This window comes from Azospirillum sp. TSH100 (assembly GCF_004923295.1).
GTDB lineage: Bacteria > Pseudomonadota > Alphaproteobacteria > Azospirillales > Azospirillaceae > Azospirillum.
In genome coordinates this window covers 683,313-698,819 of sequence record NZ_CP039636.1, presented here as the reverse complement: position 1 = coordinate 698,819, position 15,507 = coordinate 683,313, and the positions used below count along the sequence as shown (strand labels likewise).

The following is a 15,507-nucleotide window of genomic DNA, read 5'->3' as shown; positions in this document are numbered from 1 at the left end:
CGGCCCAGAAGCGCTGACGGAAGGCGGAGGACGGCATGCCACCGGTTGTTCGTTCGGTCGCCTCGCTTCTGCTGGGTGTCGCCTGTCTGATGCTGGCGAATGGCGCCCTGTCGACGCTGATCGGGCTTCGGCTGTCGGCGACCGCCTCCGGCGCCACGGCGGTCGGGATGATCACCGCGGCCTTTTATGCCGGACTGACCCTGGGGTCGCTCTATGCGCATCGGATCATCACCCGCGTCGGCCATATCCGGGCCTTCGCCGCCTTCGCCTCGGTCGTGTCGGTCGCGGCGCTGTCGCACGCACTGTTCGTGGATGCACCGCTCTGGGCCATGCTGCGCCTGATCCAGGGATTCTGCATGGCCGGGCTCTACATGTGCATCGAAAGCTGGCTGAACGGCACCGCCACCAACGAAAGCCGCGGGCAGCTTCTGTCGGCCTATATGGTGACGTTGTACGGCGCGTCGGGCGTCGGGCAGCAACTGCTGCGACTGGATGACGAGGCCGGCTTGCGGCTGTTCATGATCGTGTCGATCCTGCTGACGCTGGCCCTGGTTCCGGTGGCGCTGACGCGGACCATTCCGCCGCAACTGCCGAACGTCTCGTCCTTCGGCATCCGGCGGCTTTACCAAAGCTCACCGCTGGGGGTGGCTGGAGTGTTCATCAGCGGGGCGATCACCGGGTCGATCTACGGGCTTGCCCCGGTGTTCGGTGCCGCATCCAGCTTTGGGATATCGGGGACGGCACTGTTCATGTCGGTGCTGATCCTGGGCGGCATGGCGCTGCAATGGCCGCTCGGCCGGCTGTCGGACCGCTTCGACCGGCGCAGTGTCATCATCGCCCTGTCGGCCGCCCTGTCGTTGACCAGTCTGGTCATGATCGCCGCCGCCGGGCAGGATCGATCGTCGGCGCTGTTTCTGGTGGCACCTCTGTTCGGCGGGCTGGCCTTCACGCTCTATCCGGTCTGCCTCGCCCACACAAACGATTACGTCCGACGGGACGACATGGTATCGGCCAGCGGTGGCCTGATCCTGGCCAATTCGGTCGGCGCCATCATCGGCCCGCCGGTGGCGTCTGCGCTGATGACCATGACCGGACCGGCCGGCCTGTTCAGCTTCGTGGCGGGTGGCGCGCTGTCCGCCACCGTCTACGGCCTGTGGCGAACCCGGATGCGCCCGCCGTTGCCTGCCGAGGCGCAGGCCGCCTTCCGCCCCCTGCCGCAGACCACCCCCACCGTCTCTCCCCTCGATCCGATGAGTGCCCTGAAGGCACGCTGAGGTGCGCCAATCGCACACGAACGATTTTCGCAATGTTCCGTCAAGGAGTTCAGGGTAAGCTGCCGCACGGTGGAATGCTGATTGGTGGTTGCATGCCGTTTTCGCGCGAGCCCCTGGTTCCGGGGCCGTCGGACCAGGACCGACCAGAGAGCCCGGACGCCGGCCGGCTCGGGGCCTTGGTCGATGCCGTGGCGCAGCATCGCGACCGCACGGCATTCGCCGCGCTGTTCCGCCATTTCGCTCCGAAAATCCTGCAATATTGCCAGAAGCTCGGCGCCGACCGTAGCACGGCTGAGGAACTGGTCCAGGACGTGATGCTGACGGTCTGGCTGAAGGCCGGCAGCTTCGATCCGGCCCAGTCCGCCGTCGGCACCTGGGTGTTCACCATCGCCCGCAACCGGCGCATCGACCGGCTGCGCAAGGAAACGCGCCCGGCCCCCGATCCTGACGATCCGGCGATGATCCCGGCCTCCCGCGCCACTCCGGAGGAGTCGGCCCAACTGGTCCAAAGCAGCCGCCAGCTTCAGGATGCGATCGGCAGCCTCGCGGCAAACCAATCCGAAGTGCTGCGTCGTTCGTATTTCCTGGAACAGACCCACGAGGAGATTGCCCAGGACACTGCGGTGCCTTTGGGAACGGTGAAGACCCGGCTGCGGCTGGCGCTTCAGCATTTGAAAAGCAGCATGAGGGACAAGGCGTGACGTTGCCGCTCCACCATCCGGACGACCAGCTTCTGATCGGCTATGCCAGCGGGCAGGAGCGGGCAGGCAAGTCTCTGCTGGTGGCGACCCACCTCGCCTATTGTCCGGATTGCCGCCAGCGCGTCGCCTCCTATGAGGCGCTATGCGGGGAGTGGTTCGGGGACCTGCCCTGCGCCGACCATGGAGCGTTGGAGGCTCTGCTTGACGGCATGGACAGCCTGCTGGCCGCCGGTCCCCCGCCGGCGGGAAGCGACGTCCTCAAGCAGCCCAATGCCGGATCGATCTGCGGACGGCTGGTGCCGGAACCTCTGCGCGGCTGGCTGCCGGAGGCGATCGACACCCCGACCGATGACGGGAACTGGCGGGAGATTGCAAAAGGCGTCTGGCTGTCGGGGTGGGAGCGCACCCTGTCCGGTACGACGATCCGCCTGCTGCGCATGGCCTCGGGCGCCCCGGTCCCGGCACACCGCCACACCGCCGACGAATTGCTGCTGGTTCTCCAGGGCGCCTTCCATGACGAATATGGCCGCTACGCGGTGGGCGACGTGGCCCAGTATGTCGCCGGCACCGACCACCATGCTTTCGGCGCAAGCGAGGAAGATTGCATCTGCCTCTTCCTGCTGGACGGTGACCTGATCTTCCTCGGCGAGGACGGCGAACCACTTTAGCCGACGAGATCCTGATACTCAGGGTGGCGCTTGATGTAGGACTCGATGAAGCTGCACAGCGGCAACACCTTGAGTTCCCTGGCCCGGATGTCGTCCAGGGTTCCCTTCGCCAGTTCCGACGCCACTCCCTGACCGGTCAGGGCGCCCGGCACCTCGGTGTGGGTGAGGGCGATCTTGCCGTCCCGCATATCGTAGGTCACCAGCGCGGTCGAGCCGGCAACGGTCAGTTCGTACCGGCCAAGTTCCTCGTTGTTCCGCACCTTGTCGTGCAAGCTCATGATGTCTTTCGCCTTCGGTGATTGCAGAGACGTCAGCCGACCATCAGGGATTCCGCCCCGTCGATCCAGACCGGCGTGCCGGTTATGTGTTTGGCCCGGTCCGACGCCAGGAACAGCGCAAGCTCCGCCACGTCGAAGCTGTCGCCGGACTTGCCGCCGGTCAGGGGCACCTTACCCTGCGGATACTCGATCGGGACCTTCACCGATTCAATATTCCGCATCCTGGTGTTGTCCGGAATATCCGTCTCGATGATGCCGGGGCAGATGGCGTTGACGCGGATACGGCTGGGCGCCAGTTCCAGCGCCAGCATCTTGACCATCGCGAGCTGGGCCGCCTTGGTGCAGGAATAGGCGGTGGCGCCGGTGTTGCTGAACACCCGGGTGCCGTTGATCGAGGCCGTAACGATCACCGAGCCGCCGCCCGCCTTCTTCAGGTGCGGAACCGCGTGGTGCAGCGTCAGATAGGTGCCGCGCAGGTTGGTGTTGATGGTACGGTCCCACTCATCCGGCGTCAGATCGTCGATCGGCGCCCAGACGCCGTTGATGCCCGCATTGGCGAAGACGATGTCGAGTCGCCCGAACTCTCCCACCAATCGCCCCACAGCGTGATGCATCGCCGCTTCGTCGCCAACATCCGCGGTCAGCGCCAGCGCCTTCCCGCCGGCGGCCTTGATCTCGTCGGCGGTCTTGGCAATCTCGTCGGCGGTGTGGCTGAGCACGCCGACACTTGCGCCGGCCTGGGCGAAGCGCACCGCCGACGCCTTGCCGATCCCAGATCCCGCACCGGTGACCAGCGCCACCTTCCCCGTCAAATCCATAACTGAGCTCCGACCACTGACCTTCGACGCGAGTGCCAACCTTCGCCTGCACCGATCAGTTCCCTGAATCGGGCAAATCGTCTTTAATTCCGCTTAATGGAACTATATTCCGAAAACTTGATTCGTTGGGATGGTCTGCTAGACTGACGGTCCATGGGCCACCGTCTGCAATCGGATGAGCCCGGATTCTTGGCTTTCCGGAGAGTGCCGATGCCGTCGCCGGCCCAGACTGAAGCGGTTCCGTCCAATCCTGTCCAGTATGCACGCCAGGGGTGCATCGGCGTCATCACCGTCGATTATCCGCCGGTGAATGCGGTCGGCCATGGCGTGCGCGGCGGACTGGTTACGGCGCTCGATGCCGGACTGGCCGATGACGGGGCTGAGGTGCTGCTGATCGTCTGCGCCGGCCGCACCTTCATGGCCGGGGCCGACATCCGGGAATTCGGCAAGCCCTCCGCCCCGCCGACCCTACCGGAGGTGGTGGCGCGCCTTGACGCCGCGACCAAGCCGGTGGTCGCCGCCATCCACGGCACCGCATTGGGCGGCGGTCTGGAGGTGGCGCTGGCCTGTCATGTCCGCGTCGCGTTGAAATCGGCCAAGCTCGGCCTGCCGGAGGTGAAGCTTGGCCTGCTGCCGGGTGCCGGAGGTACGCAACGGCTGCCGCGTCTGATCGGTGCCGCCACGGCGCTGGACATGATCCTGTCGGGCGATCCGGTCGGTGCGGAAGAGGCGCTGGCGCTCGGCCTCGTCGATGCGGTGGACGAAGGCACCTCTCCATTGGAAGCCGGGTTGCGCGCCGCGGAGCATCTGCTGGCCCACGGCAGCCGTCCGCAGCCGGTCAGCGCCCGCACCGATCGCATCGCAGAAACCGATCCCGCCCTCTTCACGGCGAAGCGGGCGGAACTTGCCAAGCGCCAGCCGCGCCTGTTCTCCCCCCACCGCATCGTCGACGCTGTCGAGACCGCCGTTACCCTTCCCTTCGCCGAAGGCACGGCGCGCGAGCGGGAACTGTTCCTGGCCTGCATGGCCTCGCCCCAGCGTGCCGGCCTGATCCACGCCTTCTTCGCCGAGCGCGAGGTGGCCAAGGTTCCCGGCCTGCCGGCCGGCACGCCGATGCGCGACATCCGCAAGGTGGGCGTGATCGGCGCCGGCACCATGGGCGGCGGCATCGCCATGTGCTTCGCCAATGCCGGCATTCCGGTCGTGCTGGTCGACAGCGCGCCGGAGGGGATGGACCGCGGCATCGCCGCCATCCGGCGCAATTACGAGGCCACCGCCCGCAAGGGGCGGCTGACCGCGGCACAGGTGGAGGAGCGGATGGCGCTGATCCATCCGACCCTGTCCTACAGCGAACTGACCGACGCCGATCTGGTGGTGGAGGCGGCCTTCGAGAGCATGGAGGTCAAGCGGACCATCTTCCGGATGCTGGATGAGACCTGCAAGCCAGGCGCGATTCTCGCCACCAACACTTCAACGCTGGATGTCAACGCCATAGCCGCGGCGACCGGCCGGCCGCAGGACGTGCTGGGCATGCATTTCTTCAGCCCGGCCAACGTCATGCGCCTGCTGGAGGTGGTGCGCGGCGCCAAGACGTCCGACACGGTGCTGGCGACGGTGATGGGACTGGCGCGCAGGATCGGCAAGGTCGGCGTGGCGGTCGGTGTCTGCTACGGCTTCGTCGGCAACCGCATCCTGCACCAGCGCGGCCGGGAATCGATGGCCCTGGTCGAGGAGGGCGCCAGCCCGGAGCAGGTCGACCGCGTGCTAACCGGGTTCGGCTTCCCGCTCGGCCATTTCTCGATGACCGACCTTGCCGGCATCGACGTCGGCTGGCGCATCCGCGAGGAGCGGCGCAAGGCCGGCGATCCGGAGGCGCAGGCGCCCAACTGGCTCGACACCCTCGCGGAGCGCGGCCGCTATGGCCAGAAGACCTCCGCCGGCATCTACCGCTACGAACCCGGCAGCCGCACCCCGATCCCCGATCCTGAGGTGGCGGCGGTGATCGAGGACGACCGCCGCCGCCGCGGCATCACGCCGCGCCCGGTCAGCGACGAGGAGGTCCGCGAGCGCTGCCTCTACGTCATGGTCAACGAAGCGGCCAAGATCCTGGAGGAGGGTATTGCCGCCCGGCCGGTGGACATCGACGCCATCTGGCTGCACGGCTATGGCTTCCCGTCCTGGCGCGGCGGCCTGCTGTTCTGGGCCAACCAGGAGGGTTTGGGGAAAATCGCCGACGCGGTTCAGCGTTACCATCGCGACATCGGCGGCCCGCAATGGCGCCCGTCGGCTTTGCTTCTGCAATGCGCGGCGGAGGGGCGGCCGATCGGATGCTGAATCCGGAATGCGGATTACAGAATGGAAACTAGTTTCCGTTACTGATTGTTAGGAATCTTCCCTATACTCTGTGGACAGGGATGCTCCTTCATCCTCCGCCCGCTTCCCGGTCGGCGGGATCGACGGAGCCGACCTGCACGAGGAACCCGGGCTTCACCGAAGGGGAAGAGCATGAAGGACATCGCCGTCGCAGCCACCGACTGGGGTCTCCACGCCGTCGCCTGCAGCGGCCTTCGTGACACTCCTCCTTCCGCTTGGCTCGGGACGTTGCGCAACGCGCTGTCCGGTGCCGGCAGCGGCCTGTTCCTGGATCTGCGGGAGGTCGGCAATTCCCCCCTGCCGCCGTCCCATCTGGGAGCCCTGGCATCGGTCGTCGCCAAGGCCGGCTTCAGTGCCGTTCTGGTGTCGGACCTCCGGCTCGGTCATGCGTTGTGCGATGCGGTTCGTCGCGACGATGCCAACGGGGAAACGGCGTCCGGCCTGCGTGTCCTGTCCGCAGACGGACGCGACCGGGTCGCGATCGCCGCCGCCTACCAATGGCTGCTGAACGGACGGGAGCCCGCGGGCGCCATTCTGGTGTCCGACCGCCGCCCGTCGGTTGTCATCTTCCCCACGAGCCCGGCGCAGAGGCGGCCGACCTCCCCCGGTTCCGCCGACCTGCGCCACGCCTCATGATCGCCGTGCCGTAATCGCTTTCTTTCCGCAGTCGTCGTCGTCTCAACTGCCTATTCGCCCCGGCCGGACCCCGTCCAGCCGGGGCTTTTTATGTCCATCCGAATTTTTCCGAAAAATCTGCGCCAGCTTTCGCCGGCCGTTCCGTGAGTAACCACAGAACGAACGGGGCGGCGCCAGCCCGCCGCTCCTCCCGAAAAGCCATCGGCCTGAGCCGCCGCGAAATCCCAGCCGGATTCCGCGAACGGGCCGCGATTGGGTGGAGAAGGCGATGCTGGTCGATTCTGTCACGTCCACGGCGTCAACGACCTCGACGAAATCCACATCTTCGTCGAGCACGTCGTCGACCACGTCTACGAGCGATACCTACCAAACCTTCCTGACCTTGCTGACGAAGCAGTTGGAGAACCAGGATCCGACCAATCCGGTGGACACCACCAGCTTCACCACCCAGCTCGTCCAGATGTCGGCGCTGGAACAGCAAATGGCGACCAACGACAAGCTCGACACGCTGAACAGCTCGGTGACGGACCTCGCCAGTACGGTCACATCTTCGCTCGGCACCACCAGCAGCGCCGTCAGTTACTACGGCAAGACGGTCGAAGCCGAAGGCTCCACCACGCCGTTGCAGGACGGCGAGGCGACCTGGGAGTACGACCTCGATTCCGCGGCGTCCTCGGTCAAGCTGACCATCACCGATTCCAGCGGGAATACCGTCTACAGCGACGTCAGTTCCTCCACCGCCGCCGGCACGCACGAGGTGACCTGGGACGGCGTCGGCACCGACGGCAAGAGCTACAGCAGCGGCACCTACACCCTGACGGTGACCGCGCTCGACTCCAGCGGCAACGCCATCGACACCACCACCCGCTTCAAGGGCACCGTGACCGCGGTCGACAGTTCCAGCGGCACATCGGTGCTGAATGTCGGCGGTGTCAGCCTGTCGGCGAGCGACGTGCTGTCGGTGTCCTGACCCCCTCCCCGGATTCTTCAAAGACAGGTGCCGCCATGAGCCTCACCAGCGCAATGTACAGCGCCACGTCCGGGCTGACCGCCCAGAGCAAGGCGCTCGCCAGCATCTCCAGCAACATCGCGAATTCCAGTACCACCGGCTTCAAGGGCACGCAGACCGACTTCACCTCCTACATCAACAAGACCACCACGGTGGACGAGCAGGTGGGCGGCGTCATCGCGTCGAACACCCGCAACGTCAGCGCCCAGGGCGAGATCCAGTCCTCCACGACCACCACCAACATGGCGGTGAACGGCGAAGGATTCTTCGTGGTGTCGAACAAGACGGCGGACGGCGGCACCTACTTCACCCGCAACGGCTCCTTCTCCGCCGACTCCAACGGCTACCTGACCAACTCCGAGGGCTATTACCTCTATGGCTGGGCGGTGGGCAGCGACGGAAACATCACGGCCAGCAACAAGACCTCCACCGACAGTCTGGAGGCGATCAATCTGACCAGCATCAAGGGCACGCCGAAGGCGACGTCGACCGAGGACATCGAGGCGAACCTGCCCTCCGACGCCGCGACGGGCGACAGCTTCACCACCGACATCGAGCTGTTCGACGCCCTGGGCAACAGCCATTCGGTGACGATGACGTGGGAGAAGACCGCCGACAACACCTGGTCGCTCAACGCCTCGAACCCGACCAGTTCGGCCGACAGCACGACGACCACCGGCACGATCTCCGGCTTCCCGATCTCGATCACCTTCAACAGCGACGGATCGCTGGCCAGCGCCACCCAGACCGACAGCAGCGGCACCACCACCAGCGTTGATCCGTCCGCCATCAGCATCTCGGTCGCCGGCTGGACCACCGGCGCCTCCGACAGCACGATCTCGCTGAATCTCGGCAGCGCCAACAGCACCACCGGGCTGACGCAATACGCGTCCGGCGAAAGCACCGCCGCCATCGGCGACTGGACGGCGACCGGCAACGGCTATGAGCCCGGCACCCTGACCGGCACCACCATCGACAGCAATGGCGTCGTGCGCGCCAAGTTCGACAATGGCGAGACGCGGGCGATCTACCAGATCCCGATCGCGACCTTCGCCAATGCCGACGGGCTGGAAAGCGAGAGTGGCACCACCTTCACCCAGACTTACGAGTCCGGCAGCTACCAGCTGCGCACGGCCGGCGACGGCAAGGCCGGCGAGATCGAGGCAAGCTCGCTGGAAAGCTCGACCGTGGAGCTGACCGACGAGTTCAGCCGCATGATCGTCGCCCAGCAGGCCTATTCCGCCGCATCCAAGGTGATGACGACGGCGCAGGACATGATCGATACGCTGATCTCGATGAAGCGGTGACCCAATGACCACCGCGATGACCGCCGAGCCAAACGAGGGGTTCGCCCGCGCCGAAGCCCTGCTGCTGGAACACCGGCGGCTTATGGTGCAGGCACGGGTCCTGCTGGCGAGGACCGCGAGCCGGACGGAACGGCTGGCGATGGCCGACGAGTTGATCTCGCTGATCGACGGGCTGGACATGGAGAAGCGCGCGCTGGGGGTGAGGATCCACCGCGGACGCGCCGCCAATGTCGCGGTCAGCGCCTATGGCCGGGCGATGGCGACGCGGCGGTGATCTGCCGGATGGGACGGCGGCAAACAAAGCCGGCGCCACCGCAAAAAAAACCGCCAGCTTTCCCGCGAACCGCCGTGGAACCAGACATCCAACCCCCGGAGCCAAATCCATGGCGCTCAAGCAAACCCTGCTCAAGCCGGCCCCGCCGAAGCCCGTCCTGACCAAGGCGGAGCCCGCCACCCAGATGGCACAGCCGGCCTCCGCCAGCATCTTCCTCCGCGTCGATGCGGTGGACGTGCTGGAGACCTTCGTCGCCGAGCTGGACCGCGCCGCCGCCCGCGCCGAGGCCGCGGTGCGCGAGGGGCGGCCGCGTGACGCGCTGCTGGCGGCGGGCGACATGCAGACTTTGCTGCGGACCTGGAAGGACCGGCTGGCCGATGCGCTGGCGCAGACACGCAGCAAGCGCGTCGCCCCCGCCGTGCGCGGCGCCGCCAAGGCCGCCGCCGATCAGGTGCTGCCGACGCTGGCCGCCCGCATGCGGGAGATCGAGACGCAGATCAGGGTCCATCGGGCCCGCCAGAACGCCATCGGCGCCGCGCTGCGCGCCGCGTCGACCGCCCCGGCCGGCGTCTATGGCGTGGCCTATGGCCCGGGCGCCCGCTATGGCGCGCGGGTGGCGATGCGAACCACCGGCCATGCCGTCGGCTTGACGGTCTGACAGCCTGACTGCCGGCAGCAGAGGGAGGAAACTGCCATGTCGCTTCGCGTCGCCAGTTCGATCGCCTCGTCGGCGCTGCGCACGTCCGAGGTCGGGATCGCCGTCGCCTCCTCCAACGTCGCGAACGCCGACACCGAGGGCTACACCCGCAAGACGGCGTCCAACGTCACCCGCAGCACCGGCGTCAATGTCGCCAGCGTCGACATCACCGCCGCCACCAGCAACGTGGATCGCTATCTGCTGAAGACGCTGGTCTCGGCCCAGTCGGACCTCGGCTACGCCGACACCCGCAACAGCTATCTCGACCAGATGCAGTCGGCCTTCGGCAGCGTCAGCGACGACGATACCAGCGGCACCGACATCGGGTCGATGATCGACGCGCTGGCCGACACGCTCGGCACGCTCGCCACCTCTCCCGAAAGCGAGAGCGCCAAGGCCGCCACCGTGCAGGATCTGTCTGACTTGGCGGAGACCCTGCGCACCACGTCCTCCTCCGTGCAGTCGCTGCGCGCCCAGGCCGACGACGAGATCGCCACCACCGTCGACAGCATCAACGAATCGCTGAACACCATCGACTCCCTGAACGACCAGATCGTGAAGGGCAAGGCGCTGGGCCAGAACGTCACCGACCTGGAAGACCAGCGCAACACCGCGCTGAAAAGCCTCGCGACGAACATCGACGTCACCTATCAGGTCGACGACAGCGGGCTGATGCGCGTCTCCACCGCATCGGGCAAGGCGCTGGTCGATACCAAGGTTCACGAGCTGTCCTACACGCCGGCCGCCTCGGTCAGCGCCAGCACGGTCTACAGCGCCAGCGGCAGCAGCGGCTTCAACGGCATCATGCTGAACGGGGTCGACATCACCGGCTCGTCGCTCGGCGGAACGCTGGGCGCGCTGGTGCAGCTGCGCGATACCGACCTGCCGGCGCAGCAGGCCGGCCTCGACGAACTGGCGACCACCCTGATGGACACGCTGAACAGCATCCAGAACCAGGGTACCTCCTACCCGGCCCCGCAAAGCCTGACCGGCACCGAGACCGTCTCGGCGACCGATGCGCTGAAGGTGACCAGCGGCACGCTGCGCGTCGCCGTCACCGACAGCTCCGGCACGGCGGCGGAAGTGCTCGACATCGACCTGTCGACCAAATCGACCCTTCAGGACGTCGTCGACGCCATCAACACGATGAGCAACGCCACGGCCTCGATCTCCTCGGATGGCAAGCTGGTGATCTCCGCCAACAGCGCCAGCAACGGCATCGCGCTGGGCGGGGACGCCAATGACGGAACCACGGGTTCCTTCTCCGACGCCTACGGGATGAACGACCTGCTGACCGGCACCGGGGCGTCCGACATAAAGGTGGCGACCCGGATCACCGACGACAGCAGCCTGCTCGCCACCGGCGCCCTGTCCTCCACCAGCGGGCTGACCGCCGGCGACACGGTGCTGACCAGCGGCGAGGGCTCGGTGGCGAAGGCGCTGTCGGCCGCCTTTTCCGACAGCCAGAGCTTTGACGCCGCCGGGTCCTTGAGTGCCCGCAAGACGACCTTCTCCGGCTATGCCGGCGCGGTGATCCAGGGTGCCGCGACGCTCGCCGACAAGGCATCCACCGCCTACGACAGCCAGAACACCTACACCAGCAGCCTCGAATCAACCTTCTCGTCCCAGAGCGGCGTGAATGTCGACGAGGAGACCGCCGCGATCTCCACCCTGCAATCCGCCTACGAGGCCGCAGCCGCGGTCATGAAGACGTTGCAGGAGATGTTCAGCACGGCGCTCGACATGGTCCAGTAGAGGAGACCGCGATGGAACGGGTCGCGACCTACAACCATCAGAACACGCTCGTCCAGTACATGATGAAGGCCGAGGCCAAGGTGGCCGCGGAACAGATCCGCTCGTCGTCCGGACTGAACTCCACCGACTACAAGGGCATCGCGTCGGACAGCGGCCGGCTGGTCAATCTGGAAAGCCATTACCGCCGGCTGGAACAGTACATCGACGAGGGGGAGGTCGTGAACGGCCGCATCCAGTCGATGTACGACGCCGTCGGCAGCATGTCCGATCTGACCTCCCGGCTCAGCGCACTCATCACTGGCCTGCAGGGCGACAACGCGGCCGGCGTCGAAGGCGTCGTGGCCGAAGCCGCCCAGTTGATGCAGGAATTCGGCGGGCTGCTGAACACGCAGCAGGACGGCCGCTATCTCTTCGCCGGCGGACGCACCGACCAGCCGGCGGTCGACCTCGACAGCTACACCACCGCGACCTATCCGTCGAGTTCCGACACCAGCTATTACCAGGGCGATTCCACCATCGCCCATTTCCAGGCGTCGGACGATTTCGTCGTGTCCTACGGCACCACCGCCGACCAGCCGGCTTACGAGAAGGCTCTGCGCGCCTTCAGCCTGATCGCCAACATGTCGACCGATCCGGTCGACGACGATCTGCTGGCCGAAGCGACGCAACTCGCCTCCGACGCTACTGACGGACTGTCGATCGTGCAGGCCAAGCTGGGTGCCTCCAGCTCGTCGCTGGAGAACACCATCGACCGCCATGTGGACGAGCAGCTGGTTCTGCAAACCCAGGTGGACGACATCCGCAGCGTCGATCTGGCGGAATCGACCACCAAGCTGTCCCAGCTCCAGGCCTCCCTGGAGGCCACCATGAGCCTGATGAAGATCCTCGAAGAGAACAACCTGTCCAAATACCTGTGACCGGAGGGGCGCAAAAAAGCGCTAACCCGATCGAAAAACTGCGCCAGCTTTCGCCCCATCCCCCGTGAGTCCCAGTGAGGGTCGCCGAAACGGCCCGGTTCGATCAGGAGACCACATCATGCCCGTCATCTCGACCAACACGGCTTCCAATTCGGCCCTTCGTTACCTGAACATCAACTCGACCAACCAGTCGGACTCGGTCTCGAAGATCGCCAGCGGTTCGCGCATCACCAAGGCGTCGGACGACGCCGCCGGCCTCGCCGTCGGCACCTCGCTGCAGTCCGACATCACGGTGCTGAACCAGGCGGCCACCAACGCCTCGCACGGATCGTCGATCCTGCAGACTGCCGACGGCGGCATGTCAAGCATTTCCGACATCGTGCAGCGCATGCGGTCGCTCGCCACGCAGTCGCTGTCCGGATCGGTCACCGACAACGAGCGCTCCTACCTCGATGCCGAGTTCCAGCAGTTGCAGGACGAAATCGACGGCATCGCCTCCGGCACCCGCTTCAACGACGAATCGCTGCTGGATGGCTCGACCAACTGGTCGACCGGGGTCAATTTCCGCGTCGGCACCACGTCGAACGACAACATCACCGTGACCATCGCCGGCGTCACCTCGACGGGGCTTGGCATCAACACGCTGGATGTCGGCACCTCGGCCACCGCCGCCGCCGCGCTGACCGCGCTCGACACCGCGGTGACCACCCTGTCGGACGCCCGCGCCGACGTCGGCGCGCTGATCTCGCGCTTTGAATTCCGCAGCGACATGATCGACACCACCATCGAGAACACCGAGGCCGCCCAGTCCGCCATCATGGACGTCGACGTGGCCGAGGAGCAATCGAAGCTCTCGTCCGAAAAGGTCCTGACCCAGGCCGCCATCGCTGTGCTCTCCCAAGCGAACTCGATGCCGGAGAATCTACTCTCCCTTCTCCGCTGACGGTTCGCAAGGCCGCCGGGCAAGGGTGCCGCGTCCCACACAGCCTCACACACTCGTGGGGCGCGCGTCTCCCGGCGGCCGTTTCCTTCCTTCGTCAGCGCCGCGTAAACCCGCATCGCCGTGCCATCCGCCGCCCAGTCCGCGGCCGGAACCGGGAGAGCCTTGCCATGACCACCGTCAGCTCCACCTCCACCAGCACAGCAGCGAGCACCGGCTATTCGGCGCTGTCCTCCAGCAGTTCGGGAACCGGCATCGACTATTCCGCGCTGATCGAGGCGAAGGTCAACGCAAGGCTCAGCAAGGCCGACCGCATCGATACCAAGATCACCGCGAACGAAGCCAAGATCACCGCCTACACCGACCTTCAGGACAAGCTCCAGGCGGTCAACGACGCCCTCGACGGTCTGCGCAACCGCAGCACCTCGACCGGCGGGTCGTCCAACCTTTTCAGCCAGCGGACCGCCTATGTCGGCGACGACGACGTGTTCAGCGCCACGGTGGATGATGATACGGAGGTCGGCACCTATTCGGTGGTGGTTCAACAGCTGGCGACAAAGCACAAGATCGCTGCCGACAGCACCAGCAGCAAGACCGACGCGCTGGGCTACTCTGGCAGCTTCACGCTCCAGGCGGCCGACGGCAGCGCCGTCACCATCTCGATGGAAAGCGACGACAGCCTGACCGACCTGCGTGACGCGATCAACGCCAACAAATCGACCAGCGGCGTCACCGCCAGCATCGTGCAGGTCAGCGACAGCAGCTATCAGCTGATCCTGACCTCCAACAATACGGGCGAGGCGATTTCGCTGACCGATGGCGGCGACGGCGTCCTGTCCTCGCTTGGCCTGACCGACAGCGACGGCGCGATCAAGAACGAGATGGTCGCCGTGCAGGACGCGATCATCGAGGTGGATGGCGTCACCATCACCCGCAGTTCCAACACCATCGACGACGCCATCGAAGGCGTGACGCTGAACCTCTACAGCGCCAGCCCGGACACGGCGGTTTCGATGGAGGTGTCGACCGACCTGTCCTCGATCAAATCGGCGATCACCAGCTTCGTCGACGCCTACAACGAATACCGCGACTTCGTGGTGACGCAACAGGCCACGACCAGCGACGGCACCGCATCCAGCGACGCGACTCTGTTTTCGGACAGCCTGCTGCGGCAGATCGTGCGGTCGGTCAACAGCGCTCTCAACACCTCGATCACCACCGATGACGGCACCGTGCTGTCGATGGCATCGCTGGGCATCACCTTCAACAGTTCCAACGAACTGGAAGTTGATGAGGACACGCTGAACAGCATCCTCAGCACCGACATCGACTCGGTCAAGCAACTGCTTGGCCTGAACATGACCTCGTCGTCCAGCCAGATGTCATTGTTGCGCTACACCAGCAGCGCCTCGGCCCTGTCCTTCAGCCTGGACATCGTGCGCGGCGATGACGGGACGCTGACCTCGGCCTCAGTCGATGGCGACAGCAGCCTGTTCACGGTCAGCGGCAACCGCATCATCGGCGCCAGCGGCACGGCCTATGAAGGCATCGTACTGGTCTATACCGGCAACAGCGGCAGCGTGGACATCGATTTCTCGCAGGGGCTGGCCGACAAGCTGTTCGGCGTCATCGACGATGCGTCGGCGGATTACGACAGCGACCTCGCCACCGCGATCGACGACCTGGAGACGCGGGATACCGAGCTGGAGAGCAAATCCAGCGACATCAAGACCAAGGCAGAGACCTACCGCACCACCCTGACCGCCTATTACGCCAGGCTGGAGGCCGCGGCGGAATCGGCGGCCCTGCTGCTGAAGCAGCTGACCTACACCGACAGCAGCAGCAGCGACAGCTGATACC

The 15,507-nt window shown here is 66.0% G+C and carries 16 protein-coding genes; 13 read left to right on the top strand and 3 right to left on the bottom strand.

The genetic code is table 11. From position 1 onward, the window contains the following. Nucleotides 1-35: 35 nt before the first annotated feature. From E6C72_RS20685 to E6C72_RS20675, 3 genes are all read left to right on the top strand, one after another. Nucleotides 36-1,274, top strand: coding sequence for an MFS transporter (locus E6C72_RS20685; RefSeq protein WP_136700820.1), 1,239 nt, complete (start codon nt 36-38; stop codon nt 1,272-1,274). A 176-nt stretch (nt 1,275-1,450) separates the two neighbouring features. Further along, entirely contained in the window at nt 1,451-1,975 is a 525-nt protein-coding gene (locus E6C72_RS20680) for a sigma-70 family RNA polymerase sigma factor (RefSeq protein ID WP_247875840.1), read from the top strand. Continuing rightward, nucleotides 1,972-2,643 carry a cupin domain-containing protein gene (locus E6C72_RS20675; protein ID WP_109087037.1) on the top strand — a complete coding sequence of 224 codons (672 nt, stop codon included), beginning with the start codon at nt 1,972-1,974 and terminating at the stop codon, nt 2,641-2,643. Before E6C72_RS20680 ends, E6C72_RS20675 begins: the two co-directional genes overlap by 4 nt. Here the strand turns inward: E6C72_RS20675 and E6C72_RS20670 are convergent. Then, nucleotides 2,640-2,921 carry a GNAT family N-acetyltransferase gene (locus E6C72_RS20670; protein WP_109087036.1) on the bottom strand — a complete coding sequence of 94 codons (282 nt, stop codon included), beginning with the start codon at nt 2,919-2,921 and terminating at the stop codon, nt 2,640-2,642. The genes E6C72_RS20675 and E6C72_RS20670 overlap by 4 nt on opposite strands. A gap of 32 nt (nt 2,922-2,953) precedes the next feature. Next, nucleotides 2,954-3,739, bottom strand: coding sequence for an SDR family NAD(P)-dependent oxidoreductase (locus tag E6C72_RS20665; protein ID WP_109087035.1), 786 nt, complete (start codon nt 3,737-3,739; stop codon nt 2,954-2,956). 210 nt (nt 3,740-3,949) lie between these two features. Between E6C72_RS20665 and E6C72_RS20660 the strand changes: the two genes are divergently transcribed. Together E6C72_RS20660 and E6C72_RS20655 are read left to right on the top strand one after the other, a co-directional pair. Next, complete coding sequence (locus E6C72_RS20660) at nt 3,950-6,073, top strand: 3-hydroxyacyl-CoA dehydrogenase NAD-binding domain-containing protein (RefSeq protein WP_109087034.1); 2,124 nt, start codon at nt 3,950-3,952, stop codon at nt 6,071-6,073. Between the two features lie 171 nt (nt 6,074-6,244). Continuing rightward, entirely contained in the window at nt 6,245-6,748 is a 504-nt protein-coding gene (locus E6C72_RS20655) for a hypothetical protein (RefSeq protein WP_109087033.1), read from the top strand. A 42-nt stretch (nt 6,749-6,790) separates the two neighbouring features. On the opposite strand, the gene E6C72_RS20650 is transcribed toward E6C72_RS20655, so the two are convergent. Beyond that, on the bottom strand, nt 6,791-7,096 hold the full coding sequence (locus E6C72_RS20650; protein ID WP_199228811.1) for a hypothetical protein: 306 nt from the start codon (nt 7,094-7,096) through the stop codon (nt 6,791-6,793). Between E6C72_RS20650 and E6C72_RS20645 the strand changes: the two genes are divergently transcribed. The 8 genes from E6C72_RS20645 (at nt 7,017) to fliD (ending at nt 15,503) form a co-directional block, all read left to right on the top strand. Then, nucleotides 7,017-7,718 (top strand): flagellar hook assembly protein FlgD, encoded by a 702-nt coding sequence (locus E6C72_RS20645; protein ID WP_247875839.1) that lies wholly within the window; start codon nt 7,017-7,019, stop codon nt 7,716-7,718. The two genes, E6C72_RS20650 and E6C72_RS20645, sit on opposite strands and share 80 nt — an antisense overlap. Before the next feature lie 35 nt (nt 7,719-7,753). Continuing rightward, nucleotides 7,754-9,064, top strand: a complete 1,311-nt coding sequence (gene flgE, locus E6C72_RS20640) for a flagellar hook protein FlgE (RefSeq protein WP_109087031.1) — start codon at nt 7,754-7,756, stop codon at nt 9,062-9,064. Nucleotides 9,065-9,080: 16 nt separating this feature from the next. After that, nucleotides 9,081-9,338, top strand: coding sequence for a hypothetical protein (locus E6C72_RS20635; RefSeq protein WP_109087044.1), 258 nt, complete (start codon nt 9,081-9,083; stop codon nt 9,336-9,338). Nucleotides 9,339-9,447: 109 nt separating this feature from the next. Continuing rightward, nucleotides 9,448-9,996: a hypothetical protein gene (locus E6C72_RS20630; protein ID WP_109087030.1), complete on the top strand. Its 549-nt coding sequence runs from the start codon at nt 9,448-9,450 to the stop codon at nt 9,994-9,996. 36 nt (nt 9,997-10,032) lie between these two features. Further along, complete coding sequence (flgK, locus tag E6C72_RS20625) at nt 10,033-11,790, top strand: flagellar hook-associated protein FlgK (RefSeq protein WP_109087029.1); 1,758 nt, start codon at nt 10,033-10,035, stop codon at nt 11,788-11,790. 11 nt (nt 11,791-11,801) lie between these two features. Continuing rightward, nucleotides 11,802-12,707 carry a flagellin gene (locus tag E6C72_RS20620; protein ID WP_109087028.1) on the top strand — a complete coding sequence of 302 codons (906 nt, stop codon included), beginning with the start codon at nt 11,802-11,804 and terminating at the stop codon, nt 12,705-12,707. Nucleotides 12,708-12,825: 118 nt separating this feature from the next. Next, nucleotides 12,826-13,650, top strand: a complete 825-nt coding sequence (locus tag E6C72_RS20615; protein WP_109087027.1) for a flagellin — start codon at nt 12,826-12,828, stop codon at nt 13,648-13,650. A gap of 167 nt (nt 13,651-13,817) precedes the next feature. After that, nucleotides 13,818-15,503 (top strand): flagellar filament capping protein FliD, encoded by a 1,686-nt coding sequence (fliD, locus tag E6C72_RS20610; RefSeq protein ID WP_109087026.1) that lies wholly within the window; start codon nt 13,818-13,820, stop codon nt 15,501-15,503. Nucleotides 15,504-15,507: the final 4 nt, after the last annotated feature.